Here is a 14,517-nt window from a genome sequence, read left to right on the forward strand (position 1 = left end):
CCTGGATCGGCCACGTGCTGCGCGAGCTGCTCGGCTGGGACGACGCGGTACGGATCGGCGGCATCGACGAGCTGACCATCCAGGTCCCCGAGCACGACACCTCCCTCACCCCGCACTTCGCCCTGACCGTGCCGGGCTCGGGCGCCGGGGCCGGTCCCGCACCGGACCCGGGTGCGATCGGCACCGCACCGGACCCGGGTGCGATCGGCACCGCACCGGACTCGGATGCGATCGGCGGTACGCCGCGCCCGATCGCGGCAGGGGACGTACGGCTGCTCGGCATGATCAGCAACGATCACCCGATGGCCCGGATGCGTACCTCCACCTGGGCCGCCACCCCCGTCGACCGGATGGCCCAGCTCTGCCGCCACCACGGCGTCGAACTCGGCCTGGTCACCGACGGCCGCTGGTGGACCCTGGTCTGGGCGCCGAAGGGCGGCGTCACCACCACCGCGGTCTTCGACGCGATCCCCTGGCCGGAGGCCGCCGAGCGCGACGTCCTCCGCGCGTTCGTCTCGCTGCTCAAACTCGACCGCTTCTTCTCCGTACCCCAGGCGGAGCGGCTGCCCGCGCTGCTGGCCGCCAGCCTGGACAACCAGGAGGAGATCACCGAGGCCCTCGGCGTCCAGGTCCGCCAGGCCGTCGAGCTGCTCGTCACCGCGATCGGCCGGGCCGGGGTACGCGACGACATCAAGGCGCACGAGGTCTACCGGGGCTCGGTGACCGTGATGATGCGGATCGTCTTCCTGCTCTTCGCCGAGGAGCGCGGCCTGCTCCCCGCCGACAACGAGGTCTACGCCACCGCCTACTCCGCGGGCCGGCTCTGCGCCGAGCTGGAGCAGCTCGCCATCGACGGCTCCGAGACCGAGCTGGAGAACGGCAACGCCGCCTGGCACCGGCTGCTCGCCGTCTTCAAGGCCGTCTACCGGGGCGTCGACCACCCCCGGCTCAGCATGCACCCGCACGACGGCTCGCTCTTCGACCCGGACACCTTCTCCTGGATGCCGCTGAACATCGACGACCGGACCGTCCTGCACATGCTCAAGGCGGTGCAGTACGTCGAGGTCGGCACCGGGAAGAACCGCGAGCGCCGCAAGCTCAGCTTCCGCTCCCTGGACGTCGAGCAGATCGGCTACGTCTACGAGGGCCTGCTCTCCTTCGAGGGCTTCCGCGCGGCGGACACCGTCGTCGGCCTGATCGGCAAGGCCGGTAAGGAGGCCGAGGTCGAGCTGACCGACCTGGAGAGCCTCGCCGCGGGATTCGGCGGTACGACGGGCGACGGCTTCGCCGCCAAACTCGCCGAGCTGTACCGGGACACCGGGCTCGGTACGGCAGGCGCCGTCGCCCGAAAACTGACCCCCTTGGACGCGGCCGGTGAGCTGGAGGCGACCCGGAAACTGCTCGCGGCCACCGGAGGGGAAGCCGAGCTGGCCCGGCGGCTGCTGCCGTTCGCCGGGATCATCCGCGACGACCTGCGCGGCCTGCCGCTGGTCATCCTGCCCGGCACGCTGTACGTCACCGAGTCGGCGCTGCGGAAGAACACCGGCACCCACTACACGCCGAGGAAGCTCGCCGAGGAGGTCGTCGAGGGGGCCCTGGAGCCGCTGATCTACACGGTCGGCCCGCTGCAGACCGCCGACCGGTCGCAGTGGAAGCCGAAGACGGCCAAGGAGATCCTGAAGCTCAAGGTCGCCGACATCGCGATGGGCTCGGCCGCCTTCCTGGTCGCCGCGGCCCGCTACCTGGGCGAGGCCCTGGTCGAAGCCTGGTCCCGCGAGGGCGACGAGCGCGCGGTCGCCTACCTGGACGGCCGCGAGGACGACCGGGTACGCACCGTCGACGCCGAGGCCGACCCGCTGGTCATCGAGGCCCGACGGCAGATCATCGAGCACTGCCTGTACGGCGCGGACATCAACCCGATGGCCGTGGAGATGGCCAAGCTGTCGCTATGGCTGGTCTCGATGGACCCGGCTCGGCCGTTCACTTTCGTGGACGACCGGTTGGTGGCGGGGGACTCGCTGCTGGGGATCACGTCTCTTGAGCAGCTTGAGGTCATGCACATGGACCCGGCGAAGGGTCGGAAGGTCCATGAGGACCTGTTCGACTGGACGGCAGGGGTTCGCTCCAAGGTCGCCGAACTGGCCGATAGGCGTCGGGGAATCGCGGATATCGAGTTGGGAGAGGACCCACTGGCAGGTTTGGCCAGGAAGCGGGCACGGCTCGAAGAGATAGGTATTGCCTCGGCGCAGTTGCGGCTTTTTGCTGACCTGACAGTGGGGGCAGCGCTGGCATATGCAGGCAAGGGGGACCGGGCTCTCAAGGTTGGTTCGGAGCACGCGGCGAAGGTGGCAAATGACGTATTTGAGGGTAGAGGGGAGCTAGAGGCTCGGGAGCTACGCAAGGAGTGGCTCGCTACCGATCAATTGGAAGGAAACTTTGACCGGCAGCCTATCCATTGGCCATTGGTGTTTCCTGAGGTCTTCGAAGGAGCAGGGTTCGACGCCGTCATCGGTAACCCGCCGTTCCTTGGAGGTTCTAAAATTACCGGTGCGTTTGGGTTGCTGTATCGCGAGTACTTGGTTGAATCGATCGGTTATAGTAAGCGCGGAAATGCGGATCTAGTAGCCTATTTCACTTTACGTTCTCATGCAGTTCTTGATAAGGGTGGTCAAGCTGGCTTAATTGCTACTAATACCCTCGCTCAAGGCGACACTCGTGAGGTCGGACTCGATCAACTTGTGGCCGATGGGGCCGTGATTCGCAAATCTGTAAAGAGTCGTCCGTGGCCGTCGAAGAGTGCGGTACTGGAGTATTGTGCAGTCTGGATCAGCCGCATGGCGCTCGGTGAAGATGTCAAGCGGATTGCCGATGACGTGCCTGTCGCAGGAATCACCCCGTCTCTTGATCCGGTATCTCGTTTAACCGGGAACCCCTATCGACTTTTTGGGAGTCAAGGGATTTCGTTTACTGGATCAAAGCTGGATGCCATTGGGTTCACGGTCGAATCCAATGTTGCTATGGCTATGATTAAGGATGATTCACAGAATGCCGAAGTTCTGTTCCCCTACGTTAATGGGCAAGATCTAAATTCCCGTCCAGATTTTTCTGGGAGTCGTTGGGTTATTAACTTCCATGACTGGCCAGAAGATATTGCTAGGACCTATGTGGGGCCGTATGATCAAGTGATTCGATTAGTGAAGCCGCAACGGGAAACTAATAACCGTAAAGTTTACCGTGATTACTGGTGGCACTATGCCGAAAAGCGTCCTGGGATGCTAAAAGCTATTGCTGGGCTGAAACAGATCATTGTGATCACACTCGTGAGCAAGGTCGTGATGCCGGTGATGGTGCCGACTGGGCAGGTGTTCTCGCACATGCTTGGCGTCTTCGCGACAGATGACATGGCGATGCTGGGGCTGCTGTCGAGCGCGCCGCACTACTGGTGGGCGCGTGCACGCGCGTCGTCAATGAAGGCGGACCTGCGCTACACGCCATCAGACGTGTTCGAGACGCTGCCCCTCCCCGAACTCACCCAGGAGATGCGTGATCTCGGCAACCGGCTCGACACTTTCCGCCGCCGCCTCATGCTTGCCCGCCAAGCCGGTCTCACCGCCACCTACAACCTGGTTAACGACCCCAAGTGCGAGGACGAGGACATCGTCGAGCTTCGCCGTATCCACCGGGCTATCGACGAGGCGGTCTGCCGCGCCTATGGCTGGGACGACCTGATTGACAAGCTTGACCACGGTCACCACCCCGTAGCCCGGGAGACCCGCTACACGGTCGGCCCCGGCGTGCAGCGGGAGTTGGTAGACCGGCTGCTGGAGCTCAACCATGCCCGCTATGCCGAAGAGGTCGCCCAGGGCCTGCACGACAAGGGGGCCAAGAAGAACACCCGGGGCAAGCCCAAGGCCAAGGCGAACACCGACCAGGAGGACCTGTTCTGACAGGGGGCAAGGCGAGGGGGCCCGGGATGAGCTGAGCGTGGCACTCGGCTCACCCCGAGCGCCGTTGGGAAGGAGCGTGACGGATACGCCTGCTACTCCGAGTGAGTTGACAGACACGGAGGTGGACCGGTTTACTGGTTCCAACCACGCCGCCGGACACGTGCCGGTGGTTGAAGGCCCCGCCCATTGGACGGGGCCTCACTTATTTCCGCCAGAGGTCCGGGTGCCACAACGCCGGACGCTCGATGTCTCCCTCGTGATCTTTGAGCCTCTCAGGGAACTGACAGGCTTCGAAGGCGCTTGTCTTGATCTGGCGGAAGAAGGTCGGCGGAATCTGCTGCAGTTGCCAACTGCCCTTGGAGCGTCGGCCGGGGTTGAGGATGCCCACCGGCAGGCCATGGTCATGGCAGACCATCCGGATGGGTTCCGCGAGATCGGCGTCATTGCTGATCACGACAGTGAATTCGCAGTCACCGCCGAGAGCGTCGGAGAGCAGGTAGGCGCCGATGTTGACGTCCGTTCCCTTCTCTTCCACTTTGATCACCTCCACCGTCTTCGGGCCGACCGGGGGAGGATGGGCCAGGCGCATCCGGACTGTGCTGACCTGAAAGCGCCCGAGGTGGATGCTGAGATGTGGAATCGTGGCCAGGGCTCTGAGGTAGAAGTCCTGCCGGTTTGGCTTGTCGGGGTCATCCGGCCATGCCATGACATTGGCGGTGAAGTAGCGGATGCGGTGGATCTCATGTTCCGGCAGTAGGCGCCGGGTGAAAGCATCGAGGTCCAACCACTTGTACGGGCTGCCCTTGAGACGGCCGTAGAAGAGGTTGAGCCCGTCAACATAGACGTTCGTAAGCACAGAGTGAATATATCGTCACGCAAAGTTAAATAGGTGCGGGTTTCGCGCGCCGCTCGAACGGGAGTACGGGGACTGGGAACGACCCCGCTCTTTCGCCGCGAGGCAGCACCATGCCTTGAGCGGGCGGCGCTGCGGCGATGGCGTGGAGCCGGGCCGTTGCGGTCGCGGTCATGGTAGATTGACAGGACGCGGAGGTGTCCGCCGTACGGGGAACGGTGGCGTTGCTGGATGGCCATGGCCGTCTGTGCCGGCTGGGAGCCGAAGGCGGGTGCGTGGGATCGGCCGCCATATGGCTTAAAGTGCTTGCTCGGTCGCTTTTGGTGAGGCAGGCTGGGTGTGCCGCGCCCCCGGTGGGCGTTGGAAGTGAGGCCGGGACCACCGATGGAATCGGGCACCCGGCTCTCGCGCCTTTTATGGCTCAACATGCTTGCCTGGTCATTCTTGGCGAGACGGGCTGTGCCGCACCCCTTGGGGTGCGGAAGTGAGGCCGGGCCTCCCGATGGAATCGGGCGTCCGGCCTTCGCGCTGTCCGGCCCCGAGGCGGTGGCCGCGTGGGTGCGCCTATTACTCCAAGTGAGTTGCCGGGCATGGAAATGGGCCTGTTTGTCGACCTTGACCACGCCATCGGACATGCGCCGTTGGTTGAAGGTCCCGCCCACTGGGCGGGACCTCGCTTTTTTGTGGCAGGCTGGCGGCCTCGGATCTTCTCCTCGCGGGACTCGGTCCTGTCGGTTTTGGAGTTCTTCGGGGTGGTCAGGAGAGGGGGGCGAAGTCGCCGTTCTTGATGCCGTTGATGAAGGTGGTCCAGTCGGTGCGGCGGAAGATGAGGGTGCCGCCGTCGCGGTTCTTGGTGTCGCGGACGGCGACGTCGTTGCCGACGAACGCCATCTCGACGCAGCTCGGGCCGTCGGCGCTGAGGCTGCTCTTGCGCCAGCGTGCACCGGATAGATCTGGTTGCATCTCGGTTCCTTCCGCTAGTGATCTCTGTGTAGAGATGCGAGTAGCGCTGCTGTGTCGGCGGGGCTGAGCGCTACCGCGCGAAGATGCTGACACATATCGTTATACCGCTGGATATCTGTTTCTTCCTCAAGGAAAAGGTCGCCGGCCATGCTGTCGATGTGAATCACATCGGGGTTGTCCGCAGCGAACTTCAAGACGATGAAGCTGCCGGGCATACCTGGGTGGGCTCCAGCGGAGAACGGGATGACCTGGACGGTGATATGCGGGCGCTTGGCTTGCTGGGCCAGATGTTTGAGCTGAGCGCGCATGATGAGATCACCGCCCACCGCCCGGAACAGGGCGGCCTGATCCAGGATCGCCCATAGGTGCAGCGGTGTGTCTCCCTCCAGGAGAGCCTGTCGCTGCATCCGGGCAGCGACACGATCCTCGATTTCGTCATCGGTAACGGTCGGACGGACACCGCGAATCATCGCCCGCATGTAGTCCTCGGTCTGTAGCAGGCCGGGGATGAACAGCGACTCGTAATTTATGGCCTGATGGGCCTCGGCCTCCAGGCCGATATAGGCGCTGTACTTGTCGGGGAGGTCTGCTTCGAGGCCGTGCAGCCACCCGCGCTGCTTGGCCTCCTTCTGTAGCGTCACCAGGTCGGTGCGCTGGCTGCCGGTGACGCTGTAAGCGTCGAGCAGGGCGTTGAGTGTCCGGAGCTGCGGCTTGGTCTTGGCCGTTTCGATTCGGTGGAGCGTAGCGAGGTTGACGTCGGTCTTCTCGGTCACCTCGGCCTGGGAGAGTCCGGCCTCCTGGCGGAGGCGGCGTAGCTCGGCTGCCAGACGCCGCAGGCGCACCGTTGGCGGTTGACGCTTGATCCGTGGCAGGGGTGCAACTGCCCCCAACTCATCCTTCTCCTGCATCTTCAGCACCTCTCTGGACTATGCGGGCAGTGTAAGAACCTGCATTGCATTTACTCATGGTGATGGTGCATGCTCACTCCGTAAGCTTTCCAGGCGGGCTCCCCGCTGGAAGGCGAAACGCATGATTTCCCCAGACGGCCGGGCGGACGATCTTCCCTCCCGAGGCGGCCCACCCCGTACCGGGTGTCCGTCCGGCCTCAGCGGTACGACCGGCGACACATCTGCGACGCTCCCCGGCCGTACTTCCTCGTAGGACCGGCACCGTGCTCCCCTCGTCCCCCGTGGGGGAGAGCGCGGCGTCCCCCGTCTGCGAACGGTGCCGGTCCTATGCCCGACGTACTGACCAGGAGCGGGTGAAAATGACCGGTGTCGCCACCACAGAGCACTACCTGGAACTCTCCGTCTTCCCGACCTCGCCCTACTACGCTCGGGTGCACGTCCAGCGGGTGCTGGAGGGCTGGCGACGGGACGACCTGATCGAGACGGCCCAGCTCGTCGTCTCCGAGCTGGTCTCCAACGCCGTCAAGGCGCACACCTCGTACCCTGCCGACGTCGAAGCGGCCCATGCCGACCCGGACCGAATCTGGATGGACCTCTACCTGGTCGGCGAGACGGTGGTGCTCCGCGTCTGGGACGCCGCCCGCACCCCGCCCGTCCTGCGCACCCCCGCCCCGGACGACGAGAGCGGCCGAGGCCTCCACCTCATCGACCTCCTCGCCGCCGACTGGGGCTACTACCGCCCAACCCCCGGCGGCAAGATCGTCTGGTGCACCCTGGCAGCCCCACCGCCACCCCGAGAAGCCGCTGAGCCCTGAAAAGGAGCGATCGATTGTTCGCTGACCGGCTTGAGCCGTACGGCGACAGCATGCCGGATCACGAGGGCCGCGATCGTCTGAACCACGGACTCGCGGCCTGATCACGTGCGAAACTGTGCCGCGACCGACCGGTGGGCGGGTTCTGCCCGTCGGTTCGCCCCATCATGATCTCCTTGCTGCCGGTCGCAATGATTGCGAAAGCGGCGAGGCCCCCTGCCCGGTGATAGGCCGATCGGCGATGATGACAGCAGGCACGACAACGGGAGGAGGCGAGCGACGTGGACGACATCCGGACTCGGAGGGGTCTGCTGAATCAGAGCGACGCTGCCCGCTTCCTCGATATCCGGCAGCAGACCTTCAACCGCTGGGCCAGAGGTTACGAGCGGGGGCGTCCGCTGCTGCACGTTCTTCCCCCCGGCGGCTCCCGGCAGGCGACCGTGCCATTTGTCGCCATGGCCGAGGCCTATGTGCTGGACGCGCTCAAACGGGCCGGGGTGAAGCCGAACAGGATCCGGCCCGCACTCCAGCGGCTTCAGCAGGAGTTCGGTCACGAGTATGTCCTTCTCGCTCCCGAACTGGCGACGGATGGCATCGACGTGCTGTGGGATTTCTCGCGGACGGAGGCCGGTGCGGGACTCATCGAGGCGCGGACGGGCCAGCACGTCATCCGGGAGATCGTCGCCGACTATCTGGACTATGTGGTCCGTGCCGAGGACGGATTTCCTGCCAGCCTGCGACTGCGGAGCTGTCTGCCGTCGAATGTGGTGGTCGATCCGCATCGGGCGTTCGGGCAGCCGATCTTCGCGGAGACGCGCACGCGGGTGTCCGAGGTGGCGGCCATGATGAAGGCCGGCGAGGAGCCGGAGGTGATCGCCGATGAGCTCGGAGTCACCCTCGACGATGTCAGAACCGCCACCCGCATCCTCCTGGGCCACGCCGCCTGAGTTCTACCTCGATGAGAACAGTGTGAGCCGCAGTGTCCGTAAGCTGCTGGCCGGGCTGGGTTACCTGGTGCACACTCCCGCGGAACTGTTCGGCTCGCGAGATGAGGCGCTGGGGGCCGCCGATGAGCGCTGGCTACCTCTGGTCGGGCAGCGAGGTTGGCTGGTGATCGCCTGTGACATCCGTATATTCGAGCGCCCGCACGAATACGAGGCATATCTCAAGGCCAAGGTCGCGGTGTTCCTGCTGCCGGGCGAGTCGAAGATCGAGGAACGCAAGGGACTGATCGCCTGCAATCTCTCGGCGATGTGCAGCGAGGCCAGCCAGCTTCGATCAGGAGTGTGGCGACTGACCGTGCATGGTCTGGACCCCTACGAGGCTCCGGCTGCCAAGAAGAAGCGAGCGCAGCGTCCAAAGACGATTGGTTGTGGGTCTTGCCGCGAAACCCTCTCTGAAAGATTGGCGTGAAGATCGGATATTGCGCCAGTTCGCAGCCGTCTTGCCGTTGTTCTCCTACCAGCGGAGGAACTCGACCGGACTAGGTCAACGGTGGATGCCTCGCGGTCTCGCTGGTGGTGATCCGCTCCTCGGCCAATAGTGTGAATCGTCCGTCCTGCGTTGACTCCGTGCCTATCGGAGAGGGCCGGCGCCGCTTCACGCTGAGGAAGCGGAAGACGACGAAGCCGATACTCATGGCAGCCGCCACCCACACGACCGTCTTCCCGATGGCCGCGATCACCTCGTTCCTACCAGGTGGGAGCACGATCATCTGTACGGCGGCGCCGACCGGCACGGTCAATCTCGCGAGGAGACCGATCACTCCCGGCCGCTTGACGCACGCACCCACGGCCCCAAGGGGCGCCCCGAAGATGACGCTGGTGATCCACCACACGAGCGGCTCGGACTCGTACCAGGAGGACAGGGACCCGTCGCTGCGGATGGTTTCCACGACGCTGTAGGCCGCCGTGGCCGCGAGCAGGGACAGTGCGCCGGCGACAGCGCCTTGGGCCAGTGCCGCAGGACGGCTCTCCCCGGCGCGGGTGACCAGCCACCCCACGGCGACCGCCGATCCCGCCCAGGCCCAGCCGGAGTCCAGCAGCACGCTCATGATCTCTATGACCGACGCCCCGCTGGTCGTGGCGATCCGACTTTCGAGGTCCGCATAGTGGTGGGAGACGGCGTTGACCAGGGAGGTCGCCGCGCCGAACCCCGTTCCGATCAGCAGCGCGCTGACCAGGACTTTAGCGAGGCGAGTCATACGTGGCGGTCCTGCCGTCGACGGCCATGTCGCTGATCGTCAGTCACGGATGCCTTCCTATTGCACTTGTCATGATTTATGACAAGTGGCCAGACTATTCGCTGCTCATCACACCTCGTACATTCCGGCTGCGGCGACCCGGAACAAGGCTCACGGGCTCGTGATCAGTACGTGGCATCAGAACAACCGGGGCGACCTGAACTCTCGTGATCTATGGCCAACCGGTACCCGTCGGTTCTGGAGGGATCTCGTTCTCCGTGGGCTCCGGGGGAGGCTCGCTCTCGATCGGTTCGGGTGGTGACTCCGTCCCGGGAAGGTCGGCGGGGAGCGAGGTCGCCGGTATCGGTTCACGCAGCTCAGCTGGTGAGCTGCCGCTTGCCGGGATCATGGCTGCGAGCACGAGGATGAACCCGACGACCGCCACTAGGCCCGCACCGACCTCGTCGGCACCCGGACCGCCGGGCAACCGGCGTGGATGCCCACGCACCCAGACCCTCTTGCCGTTCTGATTCCGGTAATGGCCGTTGACCCAGGTCCAGCGCGTAGCGCCCATGCCGGGACCGTACAGAGGTCACCGGACCGCGACCAGAACAGCGCACGGCAGAGTTTCCTACCTCGCCGTGAGTCGGCAGCGCTTGTTCTGTGTTCGCTCGTACCGTTGGCGGTCGACATCGCCAGGGTCACGCCTTTGTGAAGTTGTGTCCGCCCTCCATCGAATTGATTTTCGATTGGGTGTCGGGGCGTGCTCCGGTCTGTACGGAGGCGTTGTCCGAGTGCCCGCCAAGGATGGAGGCACCGCACACTCAACCTGCGTTGCCGGTGTGCTCAACCAGGACATTGAATATGTAACAGAGCGAAATTGGCGATTTCGTTGAGTGGAAGATCCTGGTGCGAATGGCCGTAATAATGCGTTAGGGTTGCGTTTAAATGTGCCATGCGAATTTTGTCTTTACTGTTGACCTCTCGTGATTGCCATGTTATTTTAAGTTCAATTTGCATATAGCTGCCACGGGAGTGGCGAGAAGAGGAGTGGTCGTGAAACTGACCATGCTCTGCAAAGATTCTAACTCCGGAGGGCAGGGCTGCCCAAGTGTCTACTTAGCGGACAGCGGCGAGATGGTCGTGCAGGGCGTCCAGGTGGACGAGGCCACAATGGGGGAGCTGGCGAACCTGCTGCCCGGTGAGACCGCTGTACGAATCGATCCCGAAGTCATTCTCGGTGCGATTCGGCGCTACCAGGCCGACCGGTGACGGCGGACTCGTGTCGGCCACAACGTTTCTGTCACTGAGCGATCCCCGATTCAACAGCCTTTTCGTTGAATTTCGCCACACGGCCTATCGTCTGGAAACTCTGCAGGCCTACGACGTCTCGTACGAGCAGGAGGCGTTTGATCGCTTTCTCGTCGGCGGGCCGCGTGGCCGGTTCTCGGGAATCGAAGACTGGGTTGACATGGTCAGGGCAGGGGTCGAGGAAGGAAAGCGATTCCATCGCGTTCATGTGTTGATGGAACCGCTGTCGGATTACATTCGCTTCGAATGCGCATGGTCTTATCGGCATACGGTTGCGGCCGGCGAGGACGTCAGGGTCATCCCGGTCGATGAGCATGAATGGCCGGAAGGCCTGCCCAGAGTCGACTACTGGCTCTTCGACTCCGTCCGGCTGCTCATCATGAACTACACCCCGGAGGGGACCTTTCTCTCCGCTGAGCTGGTCGAGGATCCACGAAGGATCGTGGAGGCGAACTACTGGCGTGACCGGGCCGTCGGGCTGTCCGTTCCGTTCTTGGAATATGCAGCCGGTTACGACGATCTGATGCTCGGGCGACGGAAGCGTGCGTGCTCTCGACCGGGATGATTTTTCCTCACTCCACGGGCGGCGCACACCGTGTGCCGGAGATCCGTGGTCGGTCGTCTTCGGACAGTGGGAGTCGGGTTGAAGGACGGGCAGGCGTCGGGCACCACGCACAACGAGATCAGCGGTGAGTCGGGAGCGGCCGTACAGGCGGGGACCGTGCACGGCGGCATCCATGTCGGCCCGGTAGCCAAGGGGATATTCCCCGGGCCCCGCCAGCTGCCCATGGACGTCACCGAGTTCGTCAACCGGGAAGAACAGATGGCCAGGTTGGACGCTCTCCTGCCACGCGACTCACCGGAGAACGGCCAGTCGGCGAGCGCGTCGGCCGTCATCTCGGCGATCGCGGGAACCCCGGGGGTTGGTAAGACCGCCCTGGCGGTCCACTGGGCCCACCGTGTGCGTCACCACTACCCGGACGGAGATCTCTACATCAATATGAAGGGGTACGGCCCAGGCCCTGCGGTAAGTGTCGGCCAGGCCCTTGACTCCTTCCTGCGTGCGCTGAACGTCGCTCCGGACCGGATACCCGCGGACTTCGAGGAGCGGGCGGCGATATATCGCTCCGTGTTGAACGGTAAGTGTGTTCTTGTGGTCATCGACAATGCATCGTCCGTCGATCAGGTGAGGAATCTCCTACCCGGCTCTCCGATGTGTACGACACTTGTGACCAGCCGTAGCACGCTGCAAGGTCTTGTTATTCGGGAGGGTGCGGTACGTATGGTCATAGATGCTCTCTCACCGGCTGAATCGTTGGAACTGCTCAGGAACATAGTGGGAGCGGAACGGATCGATGCGGAGCGGGATGACGCGGAGAAGTTGGCAGCACATTGCGCCTATCTACCGTTAGCGTTACGCATAATAGCCGAACGCATAACAAGTCACCCATACACCAGTCTGGCGGAGTTCGCGGCGGAACTCGCGGACGAGCATGCCAGGCTTGACGCGCTGGGCATCGAGGATGACGAACTAAGCAATGTGCGGGCAGTGTTCTCGTCATCATACAAGGCGCTCAATCCGGACCTGGCGCGAATGTTCAGACTCCTTGGCCTGCACCCGGGCTCCGAATTCAGCGTGGCCGCCGCGGCAGCCCTGATCGGAGCGGATCAGAGGACCGCGCGGCGGCTGATCGACGCGCTTGTGAGCAGAAATCTGGTGCAACCTGTGGCGCCGGAAAGATATCATCTACATGATCTTTTACGGGTTTATGTCGTTGAGCGGGTGAATGTCGAAGAGACCGTTTCGGTGCGTGTCACAGCCGTAAGAAGCTGCCTTCTCTGGTATCTCATGAGTGTCTACAACGGACACAAGGTCATTCTGCCGGGATTTCACAGCGTTCCCATCGACATTGACGGTGTGCCGATCACTCCTCTTCTGTTCGATGACGTGGACAGGGCCATGCAGTGGTTCGAGCGGGAGAGAGGAAACCTGCTCGACGCCCTGGCGATGGCGGTGAAAACCGAACAGTTCGACATAGCGTGGAGACTCCCGGCCGTGATGTACGGCTTTTTCGAGCTCCGTTCGTACTGGTCGGACTGGCGTGAGATCCACACCGTCGGAGTGGAGGCCGCCAAGTCGATCGGTGACCGATACGGAGAGGCCTGCAACTACCTGGGGCTCGGTGATGCGAACTGGTTGCTACGACGCCTCGACGAAGCACTCGTGTGTTACCAGAACAGTGCCGAGGCAGGACATGAGGTGGGAGACGGCTGGGTCGAGGGCTTCTCGCTGCGGCAGATAGGAGTCGTTCTCCAGGAGACCCGGCAACTGGACCAGGCGATAGAGGTGACCCAAGAGGCGATCAATGTTTTCCAGGCGATCGGGGAGAAAAGGGGGGAGGGGATGGCCTGGCTCAGTCTTGGAAAATGCTACGGACTGCTCGGGATGCATGCCGAAGCGGCTGACTACTGCCGCGCGGCACTCGGCATATTCGCAGAGATCGAGGACGAGTGGAGCCTCGCCTGGGGCAGATGTGCTCTCGGGCTAGCCCTGAAGGAGTCAGGCTCGTATGAGGAGTCACGGGCCAGCTACCGGCTCGCGCTGGCAACGTTCGGCACCTTCGAAGACAGGCTCAACGAGTCGCGTGCCCTGATCGGTGTCGGGGAGGCGTACCAAGGAATGGGGCAGCGGGGAGAGGCCCGAGCTTATTTCGGCAGAGCGGCTGCGCTCCTTGAGAATCTGGGCGATTCGGATGCCGCTGACCTTTGGGAGAGGATCGGCCCGTTGAACGACTCCGGCTTATGACAGGACCGCACGAGTCGGCGGCCTCCCTCCGTGCCGGTGGCAGAGAACTGGCTGTTTCCTGGCACGCCTCCATCCGGAGGCTGCATGACGAGATCTTCCTCCGGCCCCCCTTTCTCTTTGGGGAGCGGGCGGCGCAGGAGCATGAGGACATGCTGACCACGATCCGGGAAGACCTCACCTTCGGGATCTCCGTCGCGCTGTCCGGTACGGACGTCGTGGGTTTCACGTACGGACATCGCCTGCTGACAGACCACAGGTGGTGGGAGAGGTTCACGACTCCCGTACCCTCCGAGGTCACGCGAGAGTGGGATGGGCGGACCTTCGCGCTGATCGACATCGGGGTGAGCGAGCGGTGGAGGGGGAGAGGCATCGGCCGTCGCCTGGTCGACTCCCTGCTCGGTCCGAGATCGGAATCCCGCGCGGTGCTTTCGGTGCAGCCGGACGCGGCTCAGGCGCACGCCTTCTATGTAGCTTTGGGCTGGCAGCTGATTGGTAGAAAAGGTCCGATACCAGGGGCTGTGCCGCCGTTCTGGGATATCTACTGCCTTGATCTGATGGCCGACTGATCCTGTCCGGTTTTCTGCCGGTTATATCGTTCTCGTCCGGTCTGATCGGATGCATGCGACGACGGTCCATGGAGAATGCCGTCAGGTGTCGGTTATCGCGATTTGTGTCTGTTTTCTTCTGAGTGTCATGCCAAAAGCCGAGCTAAATCTGTTCTAATGAACGGCTAAA

At 63.4% G+C, this 14,517-nt stretch carries 12 protein-coding genes; 8 read left to right on the forward strand and 4 right to left on the reverse strand.

Annotation, left to right across the window (positions count from 1 at the left end; genetic code table 11):
- The first annotated feature begins 14 nt into the window (after positions 1-14).
- Complete coding sequence (locus tag OIE13_RS02465; RefSeq protein WP_326643564.1) at positions 15-3,947, forward strand: Eco57I restriction-modification methylase domain-containing protein; 3,933 nt, start codon at positions 15-17, stop codon at positions 3,945-3,947.
- Between the two features lie 202 nt (positions 3,948-4,149).
- Here the strand turns inward: OIE13_RS02465 and OIE13_RS02470 are convergent, their stop codons facing one another.
- The 3 genes from OIE13_RS02470 to OIE13_RS02480 form a co-directional block, all read right to left on the reverse strand.
- Positions 4,150-4,803, reverse strand: coding sequence for an NYN domain-containing protein (locus tag OIE13_RS02470; protein WP_326643562.1), 654 nt, complete (start codon positions 4,801-4,803; stop codon positions 4,150-4,152).
- 753 nt (positions 4,804-5,556) lie between these two features.
- The gene (locus OIE13_RS02475) at positions 5,557-5,763 is read right to left on the reverse strand and encodes a DUF397 domain-containing protein (RefSeq protein WP_326643560.1); all 207 of its coding nucleotides are present in this window, start codon (positions 5,761-5,763) and stop codon (positions 5,557-5,559) included.
- Between the two features lie 14 nt (positions 5,764-5,777).
- A complete protein-coding gene (locus tag OIE13_RS02480; RefSeq protein WP_326646875.1) occupies positions 5,778-6,671 on the reverse strand; it encodes a helix-turn-helix domain-containing protein in 894 nt (297 codons plus the stop codon).
- A 359-nt stretch (positions 6,672-7,030) separates the two neighbouring features.
- On the opposite strand from OIE13_RS02480, the gene OIE13_RS02485 reads away from it, so the two are divergent.
- The 3 genes from OIE13_RS02485 to OIE13_RS02495 all read left to right on the forward strand — a co-directional run bounded on the left by OIE13_RS02485 (position 7,031) and on the right by OIE13_RS02495 (position 8,896).
- Positions 7,031-7,486: an ATP-binding protein gene (locus OIE13_RS02485; RefSeq protein ID WP_326643558.1), complete on the forward strand. Its 456-nt coding sequence runs from the start codon at positions 7,031-7,033 to the stop codon at positions 7,484-7,486.
- A 278-nt stretch (positions 7,487-7,764) separates the two neighbouring features.
- Positions 7,765-8,430, forward strand: coding sequence for a DUF433 domain-containing protein (locus OIE13_RS02490; protein ID WP_326643556.1), 666 nt, complete (start codon positions 7,765-7,767; stop codon positions 8,428-8,430).
- Positions 8,431-8,452: 22 nt separating this feature from the next.
- Positions 8,453-8,896 carry a hypothetical protein gene (locus OIE13_RS02495; RefSeq protein ID WP_326643554.1) on the forward strand — a complete coding sequence of 148 codons (444 nt, stop codon included), beginning with the start codon at positions 8,453-8,455 and terminating at the stop codon, positions 8,894-8,896.
- 70 nt (positions 8,897-8,966) lie between these two features.
- Here OIE13_RS02495 and OIE13_RS02500 read toward each other — a convergent pair whose 3' ends face one another.
- A complete protein-coding gene (locus tag OIE13_RS02500) occupies positions 8,967-9,686 on the reverse strand; it encodes a hypothetical protein (protein WP_326643552.1) in 720 nt (239 codons plus the stop codon).
- Between the two features lie 1,035 nt (positions 9,687-10,721).
- On the opposite strand from OIE13_RS02500, the gene OIE13_RS02505 reads away from it, so the two are divergent.
- From OIE13_RS02505 to OIE13_RS02520, 4 genes are all read left to right on the forward strand, one after another.
- Positions 10,722-10,937: a hypothetical protein gene (locus tag OIE13_RS02505; protein WP_326643550.1), complete on the forward strand. Its 216-nt coding sequence runs from the start codon at positions 10,722-10,724 to the stop codon at positions 10,935-10,937.
- Between the two features lie 10 nt (positions 10,938-10,947).
- Complete coding sequence (locus tag OIE13_RS02510) at positions 10,948-11,541, forward strand: DUF6879 family protein (protein WP_326643548.1); 594 nt, start codon at positions 10,948-10,950, stop codon at positions 11,539-11,541.
- A 78-nt stretch (positions 11,542-11,619) separates the two neighbouring features.
- Positions 11,620-13,782: an ATP-binding protein gene (locus OIE13_RS02515; protein ID WP_326829473.1), complete on the forward strand. Its 2,163-nt coding sequence runs from the start codon at positions 11,620-11,622 to the stop codon at positions 13,780-13,782.
- The gene (locus tag OIE13_RS02520; protein WP_326646874.1) at positions 13,779-14,348 is read left to right on the forward strand and encodes a GNAT family N-acetyltransferase; all 570 of its coding nucleotides are present in this window, start codon (positions 13,779-13,781) and stop codon (positions 14,346-14,348) included. Before OIE13_RS02515 ends, OIE13_RS02520 begins: the two co-directional genes overlap by 4 nt.
- The last annotated feature ends 169 nt before the right edge of the window (positions 14,349-14,517 follow it).

It is taken from the genome of Streptosporangium sp. NBC_01810 (assembly GCF_035917355.1).
GTDB lineage: Bacteria > Actinomycetota > Actinomycetes > Streptosporangiales > Streptosporangiaceae > Streptosporangium.

Bases quoted from the DNA above. Each gene is read 5' to 3' on its own strand.
- OIE13_RS02475 (WP_326643560.1), bottom strand. From the start codon at position 5,763: ATGCAACCAGATCTATCCGGTGCACGCTGGCGCAAGAGCAGCCTCAGC.
- OIE13_RS02480 (WP_326646875.1), bottom strand. From the start codon at position 6,671: ATGCAGGAGAAGGATGAGTTGGGGGCAGTTGCACCCCTGCCACGGATC.
- OIE13_RS02485 (WP_326643558.1), top strand. From the start codon at position 7,031: ATGACCGGTGTCGCCACCACAGAGCACTACCTGGAACTCTCCGTCTTC.
- OIE13_RS02500 (WP_326643552.1), bottom strand. From the start codon at position 9,686: ATGACTCGCCTCGCTAAAGTCCTGGTCAGCGCGCTGCTGATCGGAACG.
- OIE13_RS02520 (WP_326646874.1), top strand. From the start codon at position 13,779: ATGACAGGACCGCACGAGTCGGCGGCCTCCCTCCGTGCCGGTGGCAGA.